Origin of the sequence: Streptomyces alfalfae, from assembly GCF_004127445.1 — a bacterium.
Lineage (GTDB): Bacteria > Actinomycetota > Actinomycetes > Streptomycetales > Streptomycetaceae > Streptomyces > Streptomyces alfalfae.
Genome location: NZ_QEXM01000025.1, coordinates 65223 through 85773, shown reverse-complemented (window position 1 = coordinate 85773; position 20551 = coordinate 65223). Strand labels below are relative to the sequence as shown.

General features: G+C 70.2%; 20 protein-coding genes, 1 tRNA gene and 1 pseudogene. 9 read left to right on the top strand and 13 right to left on the bottom strand.

Features of this window, described 5'->3' with window-relative positions; translation table 11 throughout:
• Positions 1 to 23: 23 nt before the first annotated feature.
• The 6 genes and pseudogenes from DCW30_RS09880 to DCW30_RS09855 all read right to left on the bottom strand — a co-directional run bounded on the left by DCW30_RS09880 (position 24) and on the right by DCW30_RS09855 (position 4946).
• Complete coding sequence (locus tag DCW30_RS09880) at positions 24 to 1298, bottom strand: DNA cytosine methyltransferase (RefSeq protein ID WP_076685187.1); 1275 nt, start codon at positions 1296 to 1298, stop codon at positions 24 to 26.
• A 472-nt stretch (positions 1299 to 1770) separates the two neighbouring features.
• Positions 1771 to 2187: pseudogene (locus DCW30_RS09875) on the bottom strand (serine hydrolase); the annotation flags it as partial.
• Positions 2188 to 2246: 59 nt separating this feature from the next.
• On the bottom strand, positions 2247 to 2693 hold the full coding sequence (locus DCW30_RS09870) for a hypothetical protein (protein WP_076685186.1): 447 nt from the start codon (positions 2691 to 2693) through the stop codon (positions 2247 to 2249).
• Between the two features lies 1 nt (position 2694).
• Positions 2695 to 3594 (bottom strand): TIR domain-containing protein, encoded by a 900-nt coding sequence (locus DCW30_RS09865; protein WP_076685185.1) that lies wholly within the window; start codon positions 3592 to 3594, stop codon positions 2695 to 2697.
• 193 nt (positions 3595 to 3787) lie between these two features.
• Positions 3788 to 3861, bottom strand: a tRNA-Pro gene (locus tag DCW30_RS09860).
• 158 nt (positions 3862 to 4019) lie between these two features.
• Positions 4020 to 4946, bottom strand: coding sequence for a metallophosphoesterase (locus tag DCW30_RS09855; RefSeq protein ID WP_076685184.1), 927 nt, complete (start codon positions 4944 to 4946; stop codon positions 4020 to 4022).
• 168 nt (positions 4947 to 5114) lie between these two features.
• On the opposite strand from DCW30_RS09855, the gene DCW30_RS09850 reads away from it, so the two are divergent.
• Positions 5115 to 5579: a GatB/YqeY domain-containing protein gene (locus tag DCW30_RS09850; protein WP_076685183.1), complete on the top strand. Its 465-nt coding sequence runs from the start codon at positions 5115 to 5117 to the stop codon at positions 5577 to 5579.
• A 277-nt stretch (positions 5580 to 5856) separates the two neighbouring features.
• Here the strand turns inward: DCW30_RS09850 and DCW30_RS09845 are convergent, their stop codons facing one another.
• The gene (locus DCW30_RS09845; protein ID WP_076685182.1) at positions 5857 to 8172 is read right to left on the bottom strand and encodes a transglycosylase domain-containing protein; all 2316 of its coding nucleotides are present in this window, start codon (positions 8170 to 8172) and stop codon (positions 5857 to 5859) included.
• Between the two features lie 384 nt (positions 8173 to 8556).
• Here DCW30_RS09845 and DCW30_RS09835 point away from each other — a divergent pair, with 384 nt between their 5' ends.
• On the top strand, positions 8557 to 8901 hold the full coding sequence (locus tag DCW30_RS09835) for a WhiB family transcriptional regulator (RefSeq protein WP_030782081.1): 345 nt from the start codon (positions 8557 to 8559) through the stop codon (positions 8899 to 8901).
• 180 nt (positions 8902 to 9081) lie between these two features.
• Here the strand turns inward: DCW30_RS09835 and bagB are convergent, their stop codons facing one another.
• The gene (gene bagB, locus DCW30_RS09830; RefSeq protein ID WP_076685180.1) at positions 9082 to 10458 is read right to left on the bottom strand and encodes an ATPase BagB; all 1377 of its coding nucleotides are present in this window, start codon (positions 10456 to 10458) and stop codon (positions 9082 to 9084) included.
• Positions 10455 to 11435 (bottom strand): ATPase BagA, encoded by a 981-nt coding sequence (bagA, locus tag DCW30_RS09825; protein WP_076685179.1) that lies wholly within the window; start codon positions 11433 to 11435, stop codon positions 10455 to 10457. Before bagA ends, bagB begins: the two co-directional genes overlap by 4 nt.
• Before the next feature lie 82 nt (positions 11436 to 11517).
• On the opposite strand from bagA, the gene DCW30_RS09820 reads away from it, so the two are divergent.
• From DCW30_RS09820 to DCW30_RS09805, 4 genes are all read left to right on the top strand, one after another.
• The gene (locus DCW30_RS09820; RefSeq protein WP_003975360.1) at positions 11518 to 11679 is read left to right on the top strand and encodes a Sp36 family protein; all 162 of its coding nucleotides are present in this window, start codon (positions 11518 to 11520) and stop codon (positions 11677 to 11679) included.
• Positions 11676 to 12146 (top strand): RidA family protein, encoded by a 471-nt coding sequence (locus DCW30_RS09815; protein ID WP_062774759.1) that lies wholly within the window; start codon positions 11676 to 11678, stop codon positions 12144 to 12146. Before DCW30_RS09820 ends, DCW30_RS09815 begins: the two co-directional genes overlap by 4 nt.
• Before the next feature lie 190 nt (positions 12147 to 12336).
• Positions 12337 to 13218 carry an NUDIX hydrolase gene (locus DCW30_RS09810; protein ID WP_076685178.1) on the top strand — a complete coding sequence of 294 codons (882 nt, stop codon included), beginning with the start codon at positions 12337 to 12339 and terminating at the stop codon, positions 13216 to 13218.
• Between the two features lie 76 nt (positions 13219 to 13294).
• Entirely contained in the window at positions 13295 to 14125 is an 831-nt protein-coding gene (locus DCW30_RS09805; RefSeq protein ID WP_076685177.1) for an MBL fold metallo-hydrolase, read from the top strand.
• A gap of 139 nt (positions 14126 to 14264) precedes the next feature.
• Here DCW30_RS09805 and DCW30_RS09800 read toward each other — a convergent pair whose 3' ends face one another.
• Complete coding sequence (locus DCW30_RS09800) at positions 14265 to 14939, bottom strand: Crp/Fnr family transcriptional regulator (protein ID WP_055553109.1); 675 nt, start codon at positions 14937 to 14939, stop codon at positions 14265 to 14267.
• A 419-nt stretch (positions 14940 to 15358) separates the two neighbouring features.
• Here DCW30_RS09800 and nth point away from each other — a divergent pair, with 419 nt between their 5' ends.
• From nth to DCW30_RS09785, 3 genes are all read left to right on the top strand, one after another.
• On the top strand, positions 15359 to 16342 hold the full coding sequence (gene nth / locus DCW30_RS09795) for an endonuclease III (protein ID WP_103557444.1): 984 nt from the start codon (positions 15359 to 15361) through the stop codon (positions 16340 to 16342).
• Between the two features lie 147 nt (positions 16343 to 16489).
• Positions 16490 to 17317: an NUDIX hydrolase gene (locus DCW30_RS09790; RefSeq protein ID WP_079250377.1), complete on the top strand. Its 828-nt coding sequence runs from the start codon at positions 16490 to 16492 to the stop codon at positions 17315 to 17317.
• A gap of 49 nt (positions 17318 to 17366) precedes the next feature.
• Positions 17367 to 18572 (top strand): MarP family serine protease, encoded by a 1206-nt coding sequence (locus DCW30_RS09785; RefSeq protein WP_062774768.1) that lies wholly within the window; start codon positions 17367 to 17369, stop codon positions 18570 to 18572.
• A gap of 54 nt (positions 18573 to 18626) precedes the next feature.
• On the opposite strand, the gene DCW30_RS37405 is transcribed toward DCW30_RS09785, so the two are convergent.
• From DCW30_RS37405 to DCW30_RS09770, 3 genes are all read right to left on the bottom strand, one after another.
• Complete coding sequence (locus DCW30_RS37405; RefSeq protein WP_076685175.1) at positions 18627 to 18815, bottom strand: hypothetical protein; 189 nt, start codon at positions 18813 to 18815, stop codon at positions 18627 to 18629.
• 175 nt (positions 18816 to 18990) lie between these two features.
• Positions 18991 to 20007, bottom strand: coding sequence for an alpha/beta fold hydrolase (locus DCW30_RS09775; RefSeq protein WP_234381537.1), 1017 nt, complete (start codon positions 20005 to 20007; stop codon positions 18991 to 18993).
• On the bottom strand, positions 20004 to 20501 hold the full coding sequence (locus tag DCW30_RS09770) for a phage holin family protein (RefSeq protein ID WP_062774770.1): 498 nt from the start codon (positions 20499 to 20501) through the stop codon (positions 20004 to 20006). Before DCW30_RS09770 ends, DCW30_RS09775 begins: the two co-directional genes overlap by 4 nt.
• Positions 20502 to 20551: the final 50 nt, after the last annotated feature.

Sequence of the window (20551 nt, the reverse complement as noted above, 5' to 3'; positions counted from 1 at the left end):
CGCCGTGTTGCTGGCGGCAGCCGTCAGCTGATCTTCGCCTGGTTCAGCGAGAAGAGCTCATGCCGCTGGTGGCCTTCTTGGCCGACGAATGCTCTGAACTCGCCGAGCCTGTAGCCGAGGGCGCCGCTGGACCGCTTGACCCTCTGGATGACGAAGTCCCGCTCCAGGTGCGCGATGTGCCGCTCTACTTCCGGCTCGGACATACGCTGCCCGGTCTTCTCCAACCGACTGATGATCTGGTCGACGCCGATGGGGCGCTCCATTGCCCGCAGCAGCTTGTAGACGGGGTCGTGGACCACCTCTGTGGTCTCCACAAGCTCGGTGCGGGAGCCCTCTTTGCGCAGGGCTCGGGCGATGGACCGGCCTACCGCCTCTGCGACAGGCGGCGGGAAAGCGTTGCCCACCTGCCGGTACGTGCTGGTCTTCCGGCCTTCAAACACCCAGCTGTCCTCCGGCTTCCAGCCCTGGATCCGGGCAACCATCTCGACAGTCAATTTCGGTCCGGGCTTGCCTTCAGCCGGCTTCCATCCAGGCTCTGGGGCATGATCGCTGATTCCGAGGGCGTCCACCCCCAGCTTCGCCCATGCTGCCTTGGCGCGCGTGGGCCCCAGATCGGCACCGCCGTGCTTCTTTGACCCTCCGACGATGGTGGGGCCGATGTCGTTTGCCTTCTCCGCCCAGCTGCTAGCGCCCTCCCAGCCCCTGGCGGCCATCAGATCGCGAAGGACCTCGCCTACCGTTGGACGCTTGCCTGCCAGTGGCTCGGGCCAGGCGAAGTACTCAGCGTACTCAGGGAGGAGCGCAACGAGCACGAAGCGGGGACGCAGCTGCGGAACACCGAAGTCGGCTGCGTGCAGAAGCTTCCACTGGGCGATGTAGCCAGCGCTCTGCAGGGTGTCGAGGACGTTTTGCCGATAGGCCGTGAAGCGATTGGCGCTGAGCCCCCGGACGTTCTCCAGGAGAAGAGCCTTGGGCTTGACCCTCTCAGCCAGGTGCACAGCCCAGGCGAAAAGATCGCGCTCGTCTGTGGCCCCCAGCTGCTTACCAGCAATGGTGAACGGCGGGCAGGGCACTCCGCCGGCGATCAGATCCACTCCGCCGAACTTCTCGGGCTCCCACACCTTCGGATCGGCCACGTCGCCTTGCCGCACATCCCAGTGCGGCCGATTTTTGCGCAGCGTGGCGACGGCGTGCGTGTCGAGCTCCACGGCCAGGGCGTGCCCGAACCCAGCGCGCTCCAGCCCGAGGGCCTGCCCGCCCGCACCTGCGCAGATCTCGACAGCCTGCAGATCCGTCATTCATCCTCCATACGTGCGCACCGCCCGCCGCATGCCTGGCTGCACTTGCGGCAGACTGGACTCGAACACGCTAGCGAGTCCGTCTCTGTGTACGAACATCCCAGGAACAAGCCAGCACGTCCACCGAGACGGGCATGTACAGCTGACCGCGAACGCGACCAGTGAGAAAGGCCAGTCTAGATGGCTGGAACCCTGCAGACTCTTGCCTTACTGCCGCCTCACGCGAAAGAAATGGAGGGCCTCCTCACACACAGGAGTGTCCTTGGTTATGCCATCGGGAGGCAATCGAACGCTGCTTCCGGAGGCTGAGCGCCAGACATGGCCTACGCTTGTGATTCGCCACAGAAGCGACGTGTCAGCATGCCAGCGAAGCAGACATCCACCACTACGCGCTGATCATTCTGCACCGCATGCCGACGGGATCCGGCCTCGTGGCTGGGTGGCGTGGACCTTCAGCGTCAACCTCGACCAGTTACGCCAGCGACCTTCGCACTGCGTCCACCAACGACGTCGCACGCTTATCGCCGGGCCCGCCGATGATGTGGTTCATTGCGTAGCCGAAGGCGACGCCGCGCTCGGGGTCGGCGAAGCCGAGTGAGCCGCCTCTGCCGGTGTGGCCGAAGGCGTTCGGGCCGGTCATGGGGTTGGTCTCAGTGGGCAGCATGTATCCGGAGCTGAATCTGCTCGAGATCAGCATCACCTGGTCCCTCCCGCCAGCCTGCTCCTTGGTCGCCGAAGCCAGGGTTTCCGGGGTGAGCAGGCGTACGCCGTCCACCTCGCCGATCAGCGCTGCGTACATGCGCGCCAGTCCGCGAGCAGTGCCGACGCCGTTTGAGGCCGGGAGTTCCGCGGCCTGCACCTCGGGGGAGTCGAAGTCGATCTCGGTGGGGCACGCGATCACCGCGTGGCGGCACACGCGTTCGTGACCGCCGCTTCGGCCGCCTCGGGTCAGACAGCAAAGGCTTGACCGCATACGAGGCAGTGATAGGGGCCCGACGTGTCTTCGGGTACTTTCACCGGCTCGTACGAGTGACAGGGGGATGTCACGATGACCATGTCGTCGGGTTCAGTGAGGGGCGAAGGCGCCTCTGGGGTATCCACGCTGCCCTTGACGCCGACCTTCACGTACTTGCTACGGATCGGCTTGAGCGCGTTCTTAAGCTCGTCCTCCACCATTCGCGCTGCGGCGGGAGCGATCAGGCCCCTGGCGTAGTCGACCTGTTCCTGCGTCCACCAGGAGTCTGGCCCCGCCGGCTGCCCACAGAGAGGGCAGTAGTAGGGCTCGGCCTCTTCATTCGCCGGTCCGTGGTGCCACTTGAACTGGTTGATGCAGTGGGGACACTCGCGACGCACGAAGCCGTCGTGGTCCAAGGGCAGGCTCATCGGAATTTCCATGTCACGCCCCATCCACGAACTCTTCGACCCTGATCGGTACCCCGTCGGCGGTCTTCCCCGTCAGGACGACGTTAAAGTACGAGCTTGCCCCCATCCCCAGGGTGCGAGCACTCATCACCCGCACCGACTTACCGGCGGGCAACTTCGGGACGGGGAACTCACCATCGCTGTGGGTGATAAGCCTGTTCTCCTCTTCGGCTTCCACATCCAGGTCGTAGACGTCTCCTGGACCGTGGTTGGTGATTACGACCGTCCCCATCTTTCTCGACCCGTTGTCGACGTAGCGGGCACTGAGCCGAGGGGTACCGGCTGCTTGCGACGACGGAAGCTTCCGTCCCAGCGGAAGCCCGCCACCTGGTGGGACAGGCGGAGTGAAGTCGCCGGCGTCATGCCAGTCCGTACCGGTCAGCCGCACGGCGCACCCCGCGGTCTGCAGACGAGTCGCGAGATCCTGCCGCTTTCTCGTGGAGTCTTCAAGGCGGATCACGTGCCGGCCGTGAATGTCGCTGAAGACCTTCACCTGCCCGAGCTCGACTATCACGGTGCGGTTCTCGTCCCGGCCCATGGCTATCCCTGCCTCGAACAGCACGTTCGGTCGGGGTTGCATCTGCGGGTTGCACTCGGGGTCTCCGGCGTACGTGAGGCTCTCGTGCAGGTAGGTGACGTCGTCGGGGGTCTGGAGCACCACCACCGCCTGTGCCTGTGAGAACGCGGTGTCCAGGACCTCGCCGATGTATGGGGAGCCCTCGCCAGTCCTCTGGATGGCCTCGGACCATTCGATTGGATCGAGGCCGATAGCGCGCAGGAATTCGAAGAGCCCCTTGCGCGCGAGCTCGTTCCGTCCGTGGATCACGAACACCTTTCGAGGGTCTACGCCGCCCTCGGCCACTCGGTCTGCCATGTCTTGCTCACCACTCACGGTCGAGGGAGAACTGTTCTCAGCGACGGTAGCGGCAGGCACTGACAACGAAGGGAGCACGATGCTGGGAGCCGGATTCCGCAGTTGGCTCCCAACTGGCTCCCGAATGGTCCCCGGAACCACTCAGGGGCCCGACCCGCACCGCGGGTCAGGCCCCGGACCTGGTACTTCACTGTCGGGGTGGCGGGATTTGAACCCACGACCTCTTCGTCCCGAACGAAGCGCGCTGCCAAGCTGCGCTACACCCCGATGTCGTTGCTCCACTGTCCGCACTGCTGTGGGCCGTGGCGACATCGATAACTCTAGCGGACCCGCGGCCGGAGACGAAATCCGGTTATCGGGGGCCGGAGCCCCGGAGGCTTCGACCCGCCGGGGGAAGGGCGCGGGGCCGCCCCCGGGCCCACTCCTCAGACCCGAGGCGCCAGCGTCAGCAGGGTCGCCTCCGGGGGGCAGGCGAAGCGCATGGGGGTGTAGCGGTTGGCTCCGCAGCCGGCAGAGACGTGGAGGTAGGACGTCTGGCCCTCGGCCTCGTGCGTCGAGAGGCCCTTGACGCGGTCCGTGTCCAGGTCGCAGTTGGTGACCAGCGCCCCGTAGAAGGGGATGCAGACCTGGCCGCCGTGGGTGTGGCCGGCCAGGATCAGCGGGTAGCCGTCCGCGGTGAAGGCGTCCAGGGTGCGCAGGTACGGGGCGTGCACGATGCCCATCGAGAAGTCGGCGCCGGAGTCCGGACCGCCCGCCACGCGCGCGTAGCGGTCGCGTTTGATGTGCGGGTCGTCCAGGCCCGTGAGGGCGATCTCGTAGCCGTCGATCTTCAGGGAGCCCCGCGTGTTCGTGAGGTTCGCCCAGCCCGCGGCGTCGAAGCCGTCGCGCAGGTCCTCCCACGGGTTGTGGATGACGCCGACTGCGGGCGGGTTCCCGTTCAGGCCGTGCTTGCCCTGCACCTTCTCCAGGAGGTAGCGGGCGGGGTTGCGGGGCTTCGGGCCGTAGTAGTCGTTCGAGCCGAAGACGTACGCCCCGGGGAACTCCATCAACGGGCCCAGCGCGTCCAGCGTCTCCGGCACGCCCTCGGGGTCGGAGAGGTTGTCCCCCGTGTTGATCACGAAGTCGGGGCGCAGGCCCGCGAGTGACTGCAGCCAGCGCTGCTTCTTGCGCTGCCCGGACACCATGTGGATGTCGGAGACCTGGAGGACCCGCAGGGGTCGCATCCCCGACGGCAGCACGGGCACCGTGACCCGCCTCAGCCGGAAGGAACGGGCTTCGAAGCCCACCGAGTAGGCGAGACCGGCCGCAGCCGTCGCCGTGATGCCCAGGGGTACTGCGTATCGCGCGCGCATCCCCCCATCGTGTCAGACACCGCAGGTCCGCGATCCCGAGGGCGGTCGCCGCCAACCGTCCACGGGGCGCGGGCGTCCGCCCCCGGCACCACCCCAACAGCCGCCCCACACCGCCCCCTCGGCGAAATCGAGGCGCAGGGAACCTTCCGCACCTGCCACAATCGACCCATGACCACGCTCAAGTCGAAGCTGCAGGAAGACCTCACCGCCGCGATCCGGGGGCGTGACGAGCTGCGCTCCTCGACGCTCCGGCTGACCCTCTCCGCCATCACCAAGGAGGAGGTCTCGGGCAAGACCGCGCGCGAGCTCTCCGACGACGAGGTGCAGAAGGTGATCGCCCGCGAGGCCAAGAAGCGCCGCGAGGCCGCCGAGGCGTTCGGGCAGGGCGGCCGTGCCGAGCAGGCCGAGCGTGAGAAGGCGGAGGGCGAGATCCTCGCCGAGTACCTCCCGAAGCAGCTCTCCGACGACGAGCTGCACGCGATCGTCGCCCAGGCCGTGGAAGAGGCCAAGGCCGCCGGCGCCGAGGGACCGCGCGCCATGGGCCAGGTCATGAAGATCGTGAACCCGAAGGTCGCGGGCCTCGCCGAGGGCGGCCGCGTCGCCGCCACCGTCAAGAGGCTCCTCGCGGGCTGACGGTTTCGCACGAAGGCGGGGCCCGCCCCCTGCGGCTGACCCGCCCCGGCCACTACGGCCACTACGATCGCCCCGGCCACTACGGCCACCACGATCATGACGGCCGCCACAGCCACCAGATCTCACGACTGAGGGCGCCCCCCGATCCGGCTGAACAGCCAGATCAGGGGGCGCCCTCAGTCACGTGACGCAAGCCCGCGGTCACGCCGAAGCCGAAGCCGACGCCGAAGCGGCAGCCGACGTCGAAACCGAAGCCGAAGCGAACGCGGACGCGGAGCTACGGCCGCCAGCCGCCGATCCCCCCGTCACCGCCATTGCCGTTGCCACCGCCATTGCCGTTCCCGCCCCCGTCGCCCAGGCCGCCGATGGCGTCCGGCGGGATCTCGACGTCCGGCCAGTCGTCCCCGAGGCCGCCGTTGTCGCCATTGCCGCCGTTGTCGCCGCCGCCCGCGCCCGGCTTGTCGTCGTCCTGGTCCTGGTCCCGGCCCTGGCCGTCGTCACCGTCCCGGTCCCTGTCGCGGTTCTTGTCCTTGTCGCCGCCGGGGATGTGCACGGTGTTGAAACCGGGCGCCGGCTTGCCCGCCAGGGCGCCGCTCATCGCGTCGCGCCAGATCGGGCCCGGCACCTCGCCGCCGAAGACCTTGGAGTACGGGACCCCGCCGATGGTGATGTCGACCATCTGCCGCTTGTGCTGCGGGTCGCCGACCCAGACCGCGCCCGACATGTTCGGGGTGTAGCCCACGAACCAGGCGGCGTAGCGGAAGTCGGTCGTACCCGTCTTGCCCGCGCTCGCCCGGGAGCCGAGCCCTGCCTGCCTGCCCGTGCCGTCCTCGACCACACCCTTGAGGAGCGTGTTGATCGTGTCCGCGGTCTTCTGCGACATCGCGCGCGAGCACGTGGACTTCGGCACCGGCAGCGACTTGCCGCTGAGCGTGTTGATCGACTCGATGGCGATCGGCGTGCAGTACGTGCCGCGCGAGGCGAAGGACGCGTACGCGCTCGCCATCGTCAGCGGCGACGTCTCCTGCGTGCCGAGGGCGATCGAGGGGGCCTGCGCCATGTCCTTGCCGTCCGCGCGCTCGACGCCCATCTTGTCGGCCATCCGCGTCACCGGACAGATGCCGATGTCGCCGATGAGCTGCACGTAGTAGGTGTTGACCGACTTGGCGGTCGCCTCCCGCATGCCGTACGGGCCGACTTCGGTCTCGTTCTCGTTGGTGAGCTTCTCGTTGTTGCTGTTCACCCAGTTCTTGCCGCCACAGGTCGAGACCCGGGCCGGATACGGCATCTCGTACGGGGACGAATAGCGCTGCCCCGCCGACTTGCCGCCCTCCAGGGCGGCCGCCGCGACGATCGGCTTGAACGTCGACCCCGGCTGGTAGCCCGCGCCGCCGCCCATGTCGCTGTCCACCGAGAGGTTGATCGTGGTCTCGTCCTTCTGGAAGCCGTAAGGACGTGACTGGCCCATGCCGAGGACCTTGCCCGTGCCCGGCTCGACGATGGTCGTGGCGGTCGCCACGTCGTCGCTCTTGTTGACGTGGTCCTTGATCGAGGCCTGGACCGATTCCTGCGTCTGCGGGTCGAGGGTCGTGCGGATCTTCAGGCCGCCCCGGTTCCAGACCTTGGCGCGCTCTTCCTTGGTCTTGCCGAAGACCGGGTCGTTGAGGAAGACCTCGCGCACGTAGTCACAGAAGAAGCCCGCGCCGCTGACCGCGGTGATGCAGCCGTTCTTGGGGCGGCTCACCTTCAGGCCGAGATCGGTCTTCTTGGCCTCGTCCGCCTCCTGCTGCGAGATGTCGTGCGTCTCCGCCATGCGCTGGAGGACGATGTTGCGCCGCTGGGTGGCCTCCGTGGCGTCGTTCACCGGGTCGTACCGGCTCGGCGACTGCACGATGCCGGCCAGCAGCGCGGCCTCCTGGAGCTTCAGGTCCTTGGCGGGCTTGGAGAAGTAGCGCTGGGAAGCGGCCTCGATGCCGTAGGCCTGCTGCCCGAAGTACGTGATGTTCAGGTAGTTCTTGAGGATGCGCTTCTTGCCCAGCTCCTCCTCGACCTGAATCGCGTACTTCAGCTCGCGGATCTTGCGCCCGAGCGTCTGCTGCGTGGCCTGGGCGACCTTCGTCGGGTCGTCGCCGGCCTCCTCCACGAAGACGTTCTTCACGTACTGCTGCGTGAGGGTCGACGCGCCCTGCGCGACACCGCCGCTCTGCGCGTTCTGGTTGAGCGCGCGCAGGATGCCCTTGAGGTCGACGGCGCCGTGCTCGTAGAAGCGGGCGTCCTCGATCGCGACGATCGCCTTCTGCATGTACGGGGAGATGTCCTTGAGGGGCACCACCGTGCGGTCACGTGAGTAGACCGTAGCGATGTTGCCGCCCTTGTTGTCCAGGATGGAGGTCCGCTGGCTCAGCGGCGGCTGCTTGAGATTGGCGGGGATCTCGTCGAACCCCTCGACCGAGCCCTTGGCCGCCAGGCCCAGCGCTCCGGCCGCGGGCAGGGCGATCCCGGCCAGTACCGCACCCGCGAGCACGCTGACCCCTAGGAACTTCGCGGCTTGCTGAGTGGGAGACAGACCACCGCCCGAGCGCTTCTTTGCCATGGGGGCAGCCTACGTTCTGATTCGCCGGACACGCCTTAATGCCTTGGCCTAAGCTGCTCACAACTGTCACAGGACTGCGGTGTGGCAACAAGCCCTCTGTCGCTCCCGATTCTGACGGATTTCTGTCCGAATTCGCCTTGAGTGGCGTCCGACGTCCGTTGTGACCCAGCTGAACTGCCCCGATATGCCGGGTTCCTCACGCATGTCACCAGCTCACTCCGTCGGGTGATCTGCCGCTTACGCATAGTCCGTTCGGACCATTCAAGATTGGGCCCGAAGGGGGTGTTGCGCTGTGCCCACCTTCCGTAACGTCCTCAACTGGCGGCGGTGCATATGCCGCTGCCGCCGTGGGGGAGCCTCGATTCGGGAGAGGACGGCGCCGGTATGGGCTGGGTAACCGACTGGAGTGCGCAGGCGGCCTGCCGCACTACCGATCCGGATGAACTGTTCGTACAAGGAGCAGCGCAGAACAGGGCCAAGGCGGTGTGCACCGGATGTCCGGTGCGGACCGAGTGCCTGGCCGACGCGCTGGACAACCGCGTCGAGTTCGGCGTCTGGGGTGGCATGACGGAGCGTGAACGCCGCGCGTTGCTGCGCAGGCGCCCCACCGTCACCTCATGGCGCAGGCTCCTGGAGACAGCGCGCTCCGAGTACGAGCGTGGTGCGGGCCTGCTGCCCGTGGACTTGGAGGACGAGGAGACGTACGAGAGCTACGCGGCTGTGGGGTAGCCGGCCGCGCCGCGGGTCGGCCGGTCGCGGGCCCGCCGGAAGAGCCGGACACCGGGCCGCGGAGGACCGTCGTACGGCACCGTCGTGCGGGGCCCGGCTGCACGACCCTGTGCGGCACCGCCGCGCGGGGCCGGAGCGAGCCGACCCGGTGGGCGGGGTCGGCCGGCGTCGGAGGGGCGGTCAGCCTGCCAGCCGGTCGCCGATGGCCCGGAGCCCCGCGAGGTCGTGCACGTCGCCCGGGAGCGCGGCGACTTCCGTCACCGCCACCTCGGGGTGGAGCGAGGTGAATCGATCACGCGTGCGCTGCTCACGGTCGAGCAGGCGCATGCGCTCCGCGTGCAACCGCAGTAGGCCCGCGGTCAGCTGCGCGGTCAGCTGTTCCTCGGACGCGTCGGCGTCGGTGTGGGTCTCGTGCGCTTCCGGTGCGGCAGATCCGGCGGGTGCGTCAGGTGCGTCACGTGGGTCAGGTGTGGTCTGTCCGGGCCGGGGAGCCTCGGTGGGGGTTTCGGAGGTCTCGGGGGTCGCGGAGTGCTCGGGGGAGCTACGAACTGCTTCCTTCCCATCCCCCTGATCCACAATGCGATTATCTTCAAGATTTTCCGCGGCGGCGAGCGCCCGCTCGGCCGAGAGCTGCGCGGCACCGCTGCCGTGCACACGGTTCAGCACGAGCCCGGCCAGCGGCATGTCGTCCGCGGCGAGCCGCTCCACGAAGTACGCGGCCTCGCGCAGCGCGTCCCGCTCCGGCGAGGCCACCACGAGGAACGCGGTGCCGGGCGCCTGGAGCAGCCGGTACGTGGCGTCCGCGCGCGTACGGAAGCCGCCGAACATGGTGTCCATGGCGGCCACGAACGTCTGCACGTCCCGCAGCAGCGGCCCGCCGAGCAGCTTGCCGAGCGCCCCGGTCATCATCGACATGCCGACGTTCAGGAACTTCATGCCCGCCCGGCCGCCCACCTTGGCGGGCGCCATGAGCAGCCGGATCAACTTCCCGTCGAGGAAGGAGCCGAGGCGCTTGGGCGCGTCGAGGAAGTCGAGCGCCGAGCGTGAGGGCGGCGTGTCCACGACGATGAGGTCCCACTCGTCGCGCGACCTGAGCTGCCCCAACTTCTCCATCGCCATGTACTCCTGCGTGCCCGCGAAGCCCGCCGAGAGCGACTGGTAGAAGGGGTTGCCCAGGATGGCCTCGGCCCGCTCCTTGTCGGCGTGCGCCTCGACGATCTCGTCGAAGGTGCGCTTCATGTCGAGCATCATGGCGTGCAGCTCGCCGTCGCCGTCCACGTCCTTGACCCGCCGGGGGACGTTGTCCAGCGAGTCGATGCCCATCGACTGGGCGAGCCTGCGCGCCGGGTCGATGGTGAGCACGACGACCTTGCGGCCCCGCTCCGCGGCCCGCAGCCCGATGGCCGCCGCCGTGGTCGTCTTGCCGACGCCACCGGAGCCGCAGCACACCACGATGCGGGTCTCGGCGTCGTCGATCAGCGCGTCGACGTCCAACGCGCGCGTGGCGTCGTCCAGCGTGCGTGCGTCGTCCAGGGGCCGTGCCGGTTCCGGGGTCATGCGATCCCTTGCTTCCGCAGTGCCGTGGCGAGCTCGTAGAGGCCCGCGAGGTCCATCCCGCCCGACAGCAGCGGGAGTTCGTGCAGAGGCCGGCCGAACTCCGTGAGGACGGCGCGCTGGTCCTCCTCCAGGGAGTACCGCTCGGCGTACTCCGAGGCCTGCTCCAGGAGCGGTTCGACCAGGCGCTCGGCGCCGCCGCCGCGCCGGGTGTCGCCGAGTCCCGCGGCCGAGAGCGACTCCGCGATGGCCTTACGGGGCGGCCGGTCGAGGCCGAGCCGCAGCGCGGTCTCGTCGAGCGGGGCGGGGCGCACCATGTTCACCATGATCCGGCCCACGGGGAGCCGGGCGGCCCCCAGCTCCGCGATCCCGTCCGCGGTCTCCTGGACGGGCATCTCCTCCAGGAGGGTCACCAGGTGCACGGCCGTCTCGGGGGACTTCAGGACCCGCATCACGGCCTGCGCCTGGTTGTGTATGGGCCCGATCTTGGCGAGCCCGGCGACCTCGTCGTTCACGTTCAGGAAGCGGGTGATGCGGCCGGTCGGCGGCGCGTCCATCACCACGCAGTCGTACGCGAAGCGCCCCTGCTTGTCCTTCCTGCGCACCGCCTCGCACGCCTTGCCGGTCAGCAGGACGTCCCGCAGACCCGGCGCGACGGTCGTCGCGAAGTCGATGGCCCCGAGCTTCTTCAGGGCGCGGCCGGCGCCCCCCAGTTTGTAGAACATCTGGAGGTAGTCCAGCAGCGCCAGCTCGGGGTCGATGGCGAGGGCGTACACCTCCCCGCCCCCGGGAGCGACGGCGATCTTGCGCTCCTCATAAGGCAGCGCCTCCGTCTCGAAGAGCTGCGCGATGCCCTGCCTGCCCTCGACCTCGACGAGGAGGGTCCGCTTGCCCTCCGTCGCGAGGGCGAGCGCGAGGGCCGCGGCCACCGTGGTCTTGCCGGTACCGCCCTTGCCACTGACGACCTGGAGCCTGCTCACACTTCCGAGCCTAACCAGTCGTCGGCCGGGCTACGCAGGAGCCCACCGTGAGCATCCCCTCACACCGACTACAGTCGGCCACATGACCAAGTGGGAATACGCAACCGTGCCGCTGCTCGTCCACGCGACGAAGCAGATTCTGGACACCTGGGGCGAGGACGGCTGGGAGCTGGTCCAGGTCGTGCCAGGACCGAACAACCCCGAGCAGCTCGTGGCCTACCTGAAGCGCGAGAAGCAGGCATGAGCGGCGCCGTGGAGGCCCGCCTCGCCGAGCTGGGCCTGACCCTGCCGGAGGTCGTGCCGCCGCTCGCCTCGTACCAGCCCGCCGTCCGGTCCGGCGTGTACGTCTACACCGCGGGGCAGCTCCCGATGGTGGAGGGCAAGCTCGCCGTGACCGGGAAGGTCGGCGGCGAGGTCACGCCGGAGGAGGCCAAGGACCTGGCCCGCACCTGCGCGCTGAACGCGCTGGCCGCGGTGAAGTCGGTCGCCGGTGACCTGGACCGCGTCGCGCGGGTCGTGAAGGTCGTCGGCTTCGTGGCCTCCGCCCCCGACTTCACCGGCCAGCCCGGCGTCATCAACGGCGCCAGCGAGCTGCTCGGCGAGGTCCTCGGGGAGAAGGGCGTGCACGCCCGCAGCGCCGTGGGCGTCGCCGTGCTCCCGCTGGACGCTCCGGTCGAGGTCGAGATCCAGGTGGAGCTGACGGAGGCGTGAGGCCCGGCCCCGCCGGCCTCGCCAACCTCGTAGAGGCTTCGTAGGGCTGATGTGCTCGGGCCGCACGGCCTCCGTGGGACCGATGCGCTCGGGCGGGAACTCCGTGGGACCGGCGCGGCGCAGGCAGGGCCTCTGTAGAGCCCGATGGCTGCCTCTCGAACATCAGCCCACCAGGGGATAGCCTCCGCCCATGGCAAATGGGCAGTGGTACCCCCCGGAGTGGCCCGACCGCATCCGCGCCCTCGCGAGCGGCGAGCTGACTCCGGCGACCCCGCGCCGCGCCGCGACCGTCATGCTGCTCAGGGACGGCGCGGAGACCGGCGCACCACAAGTGCACATGCTGCGCAGACGCGCCTCCATGGCCTTCGCCGGAGGCGCGTACGCGTACCCGGGCGGCGGCGTCGACCCGCGCGACGACGACCATCTGGTGCGCTGGGCGGGCCCCACGCGCGCGTGGTGGGCGGCCCGGCTGGGCGTCGACGACGAGGCCGGGGCCCAGGCGATCGTCTGCGCGGCGGTCCGCGAGACGTACGAGGAAGCGGGCGTGCTGCTCGCCGGGCCCACCCCGGAGACGGTCGTGGGCGACACCACGGGCGAGGACTGGGAGGCGGACCGCGAGGCCCTGGTCGCCCGTGACCTGTCCTTCGCGGAGTTCCTCGACCGCAGGGGCCTGTGCCTGCGCAGCGACCTCCTGGCCGCCTGGGCCCGCTGGATCACCCCGGAGTTCGAGCCCAGGCGCTACGACACGTTCTTCTTCGTGGCGGCGCTCCCCGAGGGGCAGCGCACCCGCAACGCCTCCACGGAGGCGGACCGTACGGTCTGGATCCGCCCGGCGGACGCCGCCGCCCGCTACGACAAGGGCGAGCTGCTCATGATGCCGCCGACGATCGCGACGCTGCGGGCGCTGGCCGCCCACGCCTCGCCCGCCGGGGCGCTCGCCGCCGCCGCGGAACAGGACATGGCACCCGTGCTCGCCGAGGCGCGCCTTGAGGGCGACGCCCTGGTCCTCACCTGGCCGGGGCACGACGAGTTCACCAAGCGCGTCGCGCCGGGCCCCGAGGGCGTCGCGTGACCCCGCGGAGGCCCGCGCGGCCCCCGGCCGCCGCACGTGACGCGCACACCCCCACCCCGACGGGAGCCACCCCCGCATGACCGACGCCGCCGCCCTGCCCGGACAGCCCCGTGGCGGGGTCCTCAGCGGTCCTGCCACCGCCCGCGCGGTCAACGTCCTCGCGCCGAACGCCTCCGCCATGACCCTGGACGGCACCAACACCTGGATCGTCTCGGAGCCCGACTCCCCCCTCGCGGTGGTCGTCGACCCCGGGCCGCTCGACGACGGCCATCTGGGCCACGTCATGGAGACGGCCGAGAAGATGGGCAAGCGCGTGGCGCTCACCCTGCTGACCCACGGTCACCCCGACCACGCGGAGGGCGCGTCGCGCTTCGCCGAGCTGACAGGAACTCACGTACGCGCCCTCGACCCCGCCCTGCGCCTGGGGGACGAGGGCCTCGGGGCGGGGGACGTGATCACCACGGGTGGCCTGGAGCTGCGGGTGGTGCCCACCCCCGGCCACACCGCGGACTCGCTCTGCTTCCATCTCCCGGCCGACCGGGCGGTCCTGACGGGCGACACGGTCCTCGGCCGCGGGACGACGGTCGTGGCGCACCCCGACGGCCGCCTGGGGGACTATCTCGACTCCCTGCGCCGGCTGCGGTCCCTGACGGTCGACGACGGCGTCCACACGGTCCTGCCGGGCCACGGGCCGGTCCTGGAGGACGCCCAGGGGGCCGTCGAGTTCTACCTCGCCCACCGGGCCAACCGCCTCGCCCAGGTCGAGACGGCCGTGGAGAACGGCCACACCTCCGCGGCGGACGTCGTGGCGCACGTGTACGCGGACGTGGACCGCTCGCTGTGGCCGGCCGCCGAGCTCTCGGTCAGGGCGCAGCTGGACTACCTCCAGGAGCACGGCCTGATCTGAGGCGCAGCCTCGGCGCGAGCAGGGGCCGCCTCGGCACGAGCAGGGGTCTCCGCGGCATCAGCAGGCGTCTCTCCGGCACGAGCACGGATGGGCCCCGCCTCACGTGAGGCGGGGCCCATCTCCGTACGTCGTACGAGCGTCAGCGCGAGCGCTTGGCGAGGCGCTCCACGTCGAGCAGGATCACCGCGCGGGCCTCCAGGCGCAGCCAGCCGCGTCCGGCGAAGTCCGCCAGTGCCTTGTTGACCGTCTCGCGGGAGGCGCCGACGAGCTGGGCCAGCTCCTCCTGGGTGAGGTCGTGCACCACGTGGATGCCCTCCTCGGACTGCACGCCGAAGCGGCGCGACAGGTCGAGCAGCGCGCGGGCCACACGGCCGGGCACGTCGGAGAAGACCAGGTCCGACATCTGGTCGTTGGTCTTGCGGAGCCGCCGGGCGACGGCGCGCAGCAGCGCGGACGCCACCTCGGGGCGCGCGTTCAGCCAGGGCTGGAGGTCGCCGTGGCCCAGGCCGAGGAGCTTGACCTCGGTGAGGGCGGAGGCGGTGGCCGTACGGGGGCCCGGGTCGAAGAGCGACAGCTCACCGATGAGCTCGCCGGGACCGAGCACCGCGAGCATGTTCTCGCGGCCGTCGGGTGAGGTGCGGTGGAGCTTCACCTTGCCCTCGGTGACCACGTAGAGGCGGTCTCCGGGGTCTCCCTCATGGAAAAGGGCGTCTCCGCGCGCGAGCGTCACCTCACTCATGGAGCCGCGAAGCTCCGCGGCCTGCTCGTCATCGAGCGCCGCGAAGAGCGGGGCGCGCCGCAGAACGTCGTCCACGAGTTCTCTCCTTGTCGACCTGCATCAGGGGACCGTGTTCCCCAGTTTGCCGGACGGTCCAAACAGTGTGATCAGTCACAAGTCTGCCGCACCGGCGTGGCGTGCTGTGCGGGAGGGGGCCAATTGGGGGCCGATCCATGAGGTCAGGGGCGGATGTCAGTGCCGGGCCCTAGGCTGGCCGGGTGTCCAAAAAGCCGGTGAACGCACAGGCCGTGGGGGCTGGGAAGGTGGCCGCACCCCCTGATTCCGCTGTGGGCGAACAGGAGTCCGGTGCGTCGGGCGAACCGGCGAATCGGGCAGGAGTGACACGTCCGGAGGGTACGCCTCCGGCGAAGCGGGCCGCACGCGCGGAGCGGTCGGTCCGTGCACGGCAGACCACCCCCGAGCAGCAGCCGGCCTCCCCGAAGAAGGCACCTCCAGTGAAGAAGCAGACGCCCCCGGGTCCGGAACCCGCCCCGGCGAAGAAGACGACCGCCCCGGCCGAGAAGACGGCGGCCACCGCCAAGAAGGCCACGCCCGCCGCCAAGAAGACAGCGGGCGCCGCGAAGAAGGCGGCGAGCACCGCGAAGAAGGCCACGCCCGCCGCCAAGAAGGCCGCGGCCACCTCCAAGAAGGCCCCCGCCGCCGCGAAGCTCCCCCAGGAGTCCCGCACGGCGCTCGTCCGCCGCGCCCGGCGGATCAACCGGGAGCTCGCGGAGGTGTACTCGTACGCCCACCCGGAGCTGGACTTCGAGAACCCGTTCGAGCTGCTGGTGGCGACGGTGCTCTCCGCGCAGACCACGGACCTGCGGGTGAACCAGACGACGCCCCGGCTGTTCGCCAGGTACCCGACCCCGGAGGACCTGGCCGCGGCGGTGCCCGAGGAGGTCGAGGAGCTGATCCGGCCGACCGGGTTCTTCCGCGCCAAGACCAAGTCGATCATGGGCCTGGCCAAGGCCCTGACGGAGGACTTCGGGGGCGAGGTCCCGGGACGCGTGGAGGACCTGGTCAAGCTGCCCGGTGTGGGCCGCAAGACGGCCTTCGTGGTCCTGGGCAACGCCTTCGGAGTGCCCGGCATCACCGTGGACACCCACTTCGGACGCCTCGTCCGCCGCTGGAGGTGGACCGAGGAGACGGACCCGGAGAAGGTCGAGGCGGCTGTGGGCGCGCTCTTCCCGAAGAGCGAGTGGACGATGCTCTCGCACCGTGTGATCTTCCATGGCCGCCGCATCTGCCACTCCCGCAAGCCCGCCTGCGGCGCCTGCCCGATCGCCCCGCTCTGCCCGTCGTACGGCGAGGGCGAGACGGACCCGGAGAAGGCGAAGAAGCTCCTGAAGTACGAGATGGGCGGCTTCCCCGGCCAGCGCCTCAAGCCCCCGGCCGACTACCCCGGAAAGCCGGCGCCCCCGCTCGCGGAGGGGTGACATCGCGGCGGGGCGGAACGAACGGGGAGACGAAGAGCGTTGTCCAGACGGACGGGGGCGCCGATGACGCACGCGAGCGAGATGACGGACACCACGAACAGCCACAGCAGCAGCCACACGGACGACGCACGCACCGACGGCGAAGCCATGCCCGGAAGCGGCGCGGCAACCCACCAGAGCGGCCACACCACACTCCGGAGCGGCCACACCTCATCCCAGAGCGGCCACACCTCGCGCCAGAGCGGCCACGCCTCGCTCCGGAGCGGGCAGGCGTCGCCCCGGAGCGGTGAGGCCACGCTCAAGGGCGACGCCCCGGTCGTCCGTGCCGAGGGGCTGCCGCCCTGGCTCGACCCGGTCGCGCACGCCGCGCGGACCGTCGAGCCGCTCCAGCTCAGCCGCTTCCTGCCCCCGGAGAACGGCACGGGACGCCAGTCGGCGGTCCTCGTCCTCTTCGGGGAGGGCGAGCGGGGCCCCGAGCTGCTCCTGATGGAGCGCGCGGGCTCCCTCCGCTCCCACGCGGGGCAGCCTTCCTTCCCCGGCGGCTCCCTCGACCCCGAGGACGGCGACCCGCGGACCGAGGGGCCGCTGCGCGCCGCCCTGCGCGAGGCGGAGGAGGAGACGGGCCTCGACCCCCGGGGCGTCCAGCTCTTCGGCGTGCTGCCGCGCCTCTTCATCCCCGTGAGCGACTTCGTGGTCACCCCGGTGCTCGGCTGGTGGCACACGCCGACCCCGGTCGGCGTCGTCGACCCGAACGAGACGGCCCGCGTCTTCACGGTCCCCGTGTCCGATCTCACGGACCCGGCCAATCGCGCGACGGCCGTCCACCCGAGCGGCCACCACGGACCCGCGTTCCTCGTCGAGTCAGCCCTGGTCTGGGGTTTCACCGCGGGCGTGATCGATAGAATTCTGCACTTCGCGGGCTGGGAGCGACCCTGGGACCGCGGTAGGCAGGTCCCGCTCGACTGGCGCGCATGACAAGGTTGCGTGGACGTGGCGGTCGCGATGCGAGGCGAGGATTGAATCGGTGAACGTGCTGGACGTCCTGTTGCTGCTCGCCGCGGTCTGGTTCGCGGTCGTGGGCTACCGCCAGGGCTTCGTGGTCGGCATCCTCTCGGTGATCGGCTTTCTGGGCGGCGGCCTCATCGCCGTATACCTGCTGCCGATCGTCTGGGACGCGCTCAAGGACGACGACGCGGCCGGGGTGAGCACGACGGCCGCGGTCGTCGCCGTCGTCATCGTGATCGTCTGCGCCTCGATCGGCCAGGCCTTCACCACCCATCTGGGCAACAAGCTCCGCAGATACATCACCTGGCAGCCCGCCCGCGCCCTGGACGCGACGGGCGGCGCCCTGGTGAACGTGGTCGCCATGCTCCTGGTCGCCTGGCTGATCGGCTCCGCCCTCGCGGGGACGACGCTGCCGACGGTCGGCAAGGAGGTGCGCAACTCCAAGGTGCTGCTCGGCGTCTCGCGGGCGCTGCCCGGCCAGGCCGACACGTGGTTCAACGACTTCTCCTCGGTCCTCGCGCAGAACGGCTTCCCGCAGGTCTTCAGCCCGTTCTCGAACGAGCCGATCACCGAGGTCCGGCCCCCCGACCCCAAGCTCGCCAAGAGCAAGGTCGCCACGACCGCGAAGCGCTCCATCGTGAAGGTCCGCGGGGAGGCCCACAGCTGCGGCAAGGTCCTCGAAGGCACCGGCTTCGTCTTCGCCGAGCGCCGCGTCATGACGAACGCGCACGTGGTCGGCGGCGTGGACGAGCCGACGGTCCAGATAGGCGACACGAACCAGACGTACGACGCCAAGGTCGTCCTCTACGACTGGGAGCGGGACATCGCCGTCCTGGACGTGCCCACGCTGAAGGCGCCGGCCCTGAAGTTCACGTCCGAGGACGCGTCGAGCGGTGCGGGCGCCATCGTCGCCGGCTTCCCCGAGGACGGTCCCTACGACGTCCGTCCCGCGCGCGTGCGCGGCCGCATCCAGGCCAAGGGCCCGGACATCTACCACCGCGGCACGGTGCGACGCGACGTCTACTCGCTCTACGCGACGGTCCGTCAGGGCAACTCGGGCGGCCCGCTGCTCACGCCCGACGGCAAGGTCTACGGCGTGATCTTCGCGAAGTCGCTCGACGACCCCGACACGGGGTACGCCCTGACGGTGGACGAGGTGCGCGAGGACATCGAGCGGGGCCGCACCGCGAACCAGGAGGTCGACAGCCAGGGCTGCGCCCTGTAGGCGCAGGGCTGCGCTCTGCCTGGATCGCGGAGGTGAGGCGCCGGGGGAGCGGGGTCAGTCGCGGGTGTGCCGGAGCCGCGCGGAGACCCAGCGGGCCCTCCGGCGGAGGATGCGGGAGATGCCCATGGACTGCGGGGGTCCGTGTCGGCCCCTGTCCTGTTGCCCGCTCCTCTCGCGGCTGTTCAGCGCTGTGGCCGAGCGGCGATTGCGTGCTACGTCACTGTAGTCGTGCGTCCAGCCCATACCCGGACGTGTGCCCGGGCCCCATGGTCGGTAACCGCGCTCAGGGGACCCAATTGGCCTATGCGCCGGGCAATTGGCGTTCGTAGGACAAGTGTTCCCAGAAGTTATCCGGATGACCACGCTCCGGAGGCCTGACAGTGGGGCCCGGAGGCCCGACAGCCGGGACCCGGGGGCCTCACCGGTCCGGCTCGGGGTCCTTCAGCCAGTTCACCAGCTCCGTGGAGAACGCCACCGGGTCCTCCTCGTGCGGGAAGTGCCCGAGGCCGTCGAACAGCCGCCAGCGGTAGGGGGCTTCGACGTACTCGCCGGACCCCGCCGCACTCCTCGTACGCATCACGGGATCGAGGGAGCCGTGCAGATGCAGCGTCGGCACGCGCACGGGCCGCTTCATCCGGCGGTTGAACTGGATGCCGTCGGGCCGCGCCATCGACCGCACCATCCAGCGGTAGGGCTCGATCGAGCAGTGGGCCGTCGAGGGGATGCACATGGCCCTGCGGTACATCTCCACCGCCTCGTCCTCGGGTAGCCGGGGCCCCGACCAGTCCCGCACCAGACGCCCCACCAGGGCGCCGTCGTCGGCGACGAGTTGACGCTCCGGCAGCCAGGGCCGCTGGAAGCCCCACACGTACGAGCCCGCGGCGGTCTGCCTGCGGTCGGAGAGCATCGCCGAGCGCCAGCGCCGGGGGTGCGGCATGGAGGAGACGGCGAGGCGGCGCACCAGCTTGGGCCGCATCACGGCCGCTGTCCACGCGAGGTATCCGCCGAGGTCGTGGCCGACGAGCGCGGCGTCCGGTTCGCCGAGCGAGCGGACGACGCCGGTGATGTCCAGGGCGAGGTTCGCCGGGTCGTAACCGCGGGGTGTGCGGTCGCTGCCGCCCACGCCCCGCAGGTCCATCGCCACGGCCCGGAAGCCCGCGTCGGCGAGCGCGACCAGCTGGTGCCGCCAGGTCCACCAGAACTGCGGGAAGCCGTGCAGCAGCAGGACCAGCGGTCCTTCGCCCATCTCGGCGATGTGGAAGCGGGCCCCGTTGGCGGCCACGTCCCGGTGGGTCCAGGGGCCGTCGACGCGTACGGCGGACGAGGGCTGCGCGGGTTGCGCCGAATGGGCGACGACGTCCCGCGCGGGGGCCAGTTCGTCGCCGTGCCGCGGGGTGCCGTCGAGGGCCTGGTCCTGGGGGGCGGGGTCCGTCATGAGGACGAGCGTGCCACAGTGGCCCCCGTCTCACCGACTCGGACGTCGACCGCACCCGCGGGGCTCACGGAACGCGCGTGGGGCTTGACGTTCCCCAGGACGGCGGCCGTCTCCTTGGCCGAGGCGGCGACCTTCTGCGGGCCCTTGCCCTTCTTGGCCTTCTTGGCGAAGACGACGCCGATCAGCGCGAGCGCCCCGGCGACCAGCACATTGGCGGCGAAGGACAGCAGGAAGCAGACGGCGAGGTTCCAGTCGCTCCAGGTGTGGATGCCGTACGCGAGCGCGAAGCTCAGCATCGGCAGCGAGAAGATGAGGACCATGCCGGCCGCGCCGAAAGCGCCGCCGCCGATCGCCCCGCGCTTGACGTCCTGACGCAGCTGGGCCTTGGCCAGCGCGATCTCGTCGTGCACCAGCGCGGACATCTCACTGGTCGCGGTGGCGACCAGCTGACCGAGGCTGCGCTCGGCGCCGACGGGGCCGTCGGGTGAGCTCATGGCGTTCTCCCCTTTTTCTCTTCTGATCTCTTCTGAGATATGTCTGCTCA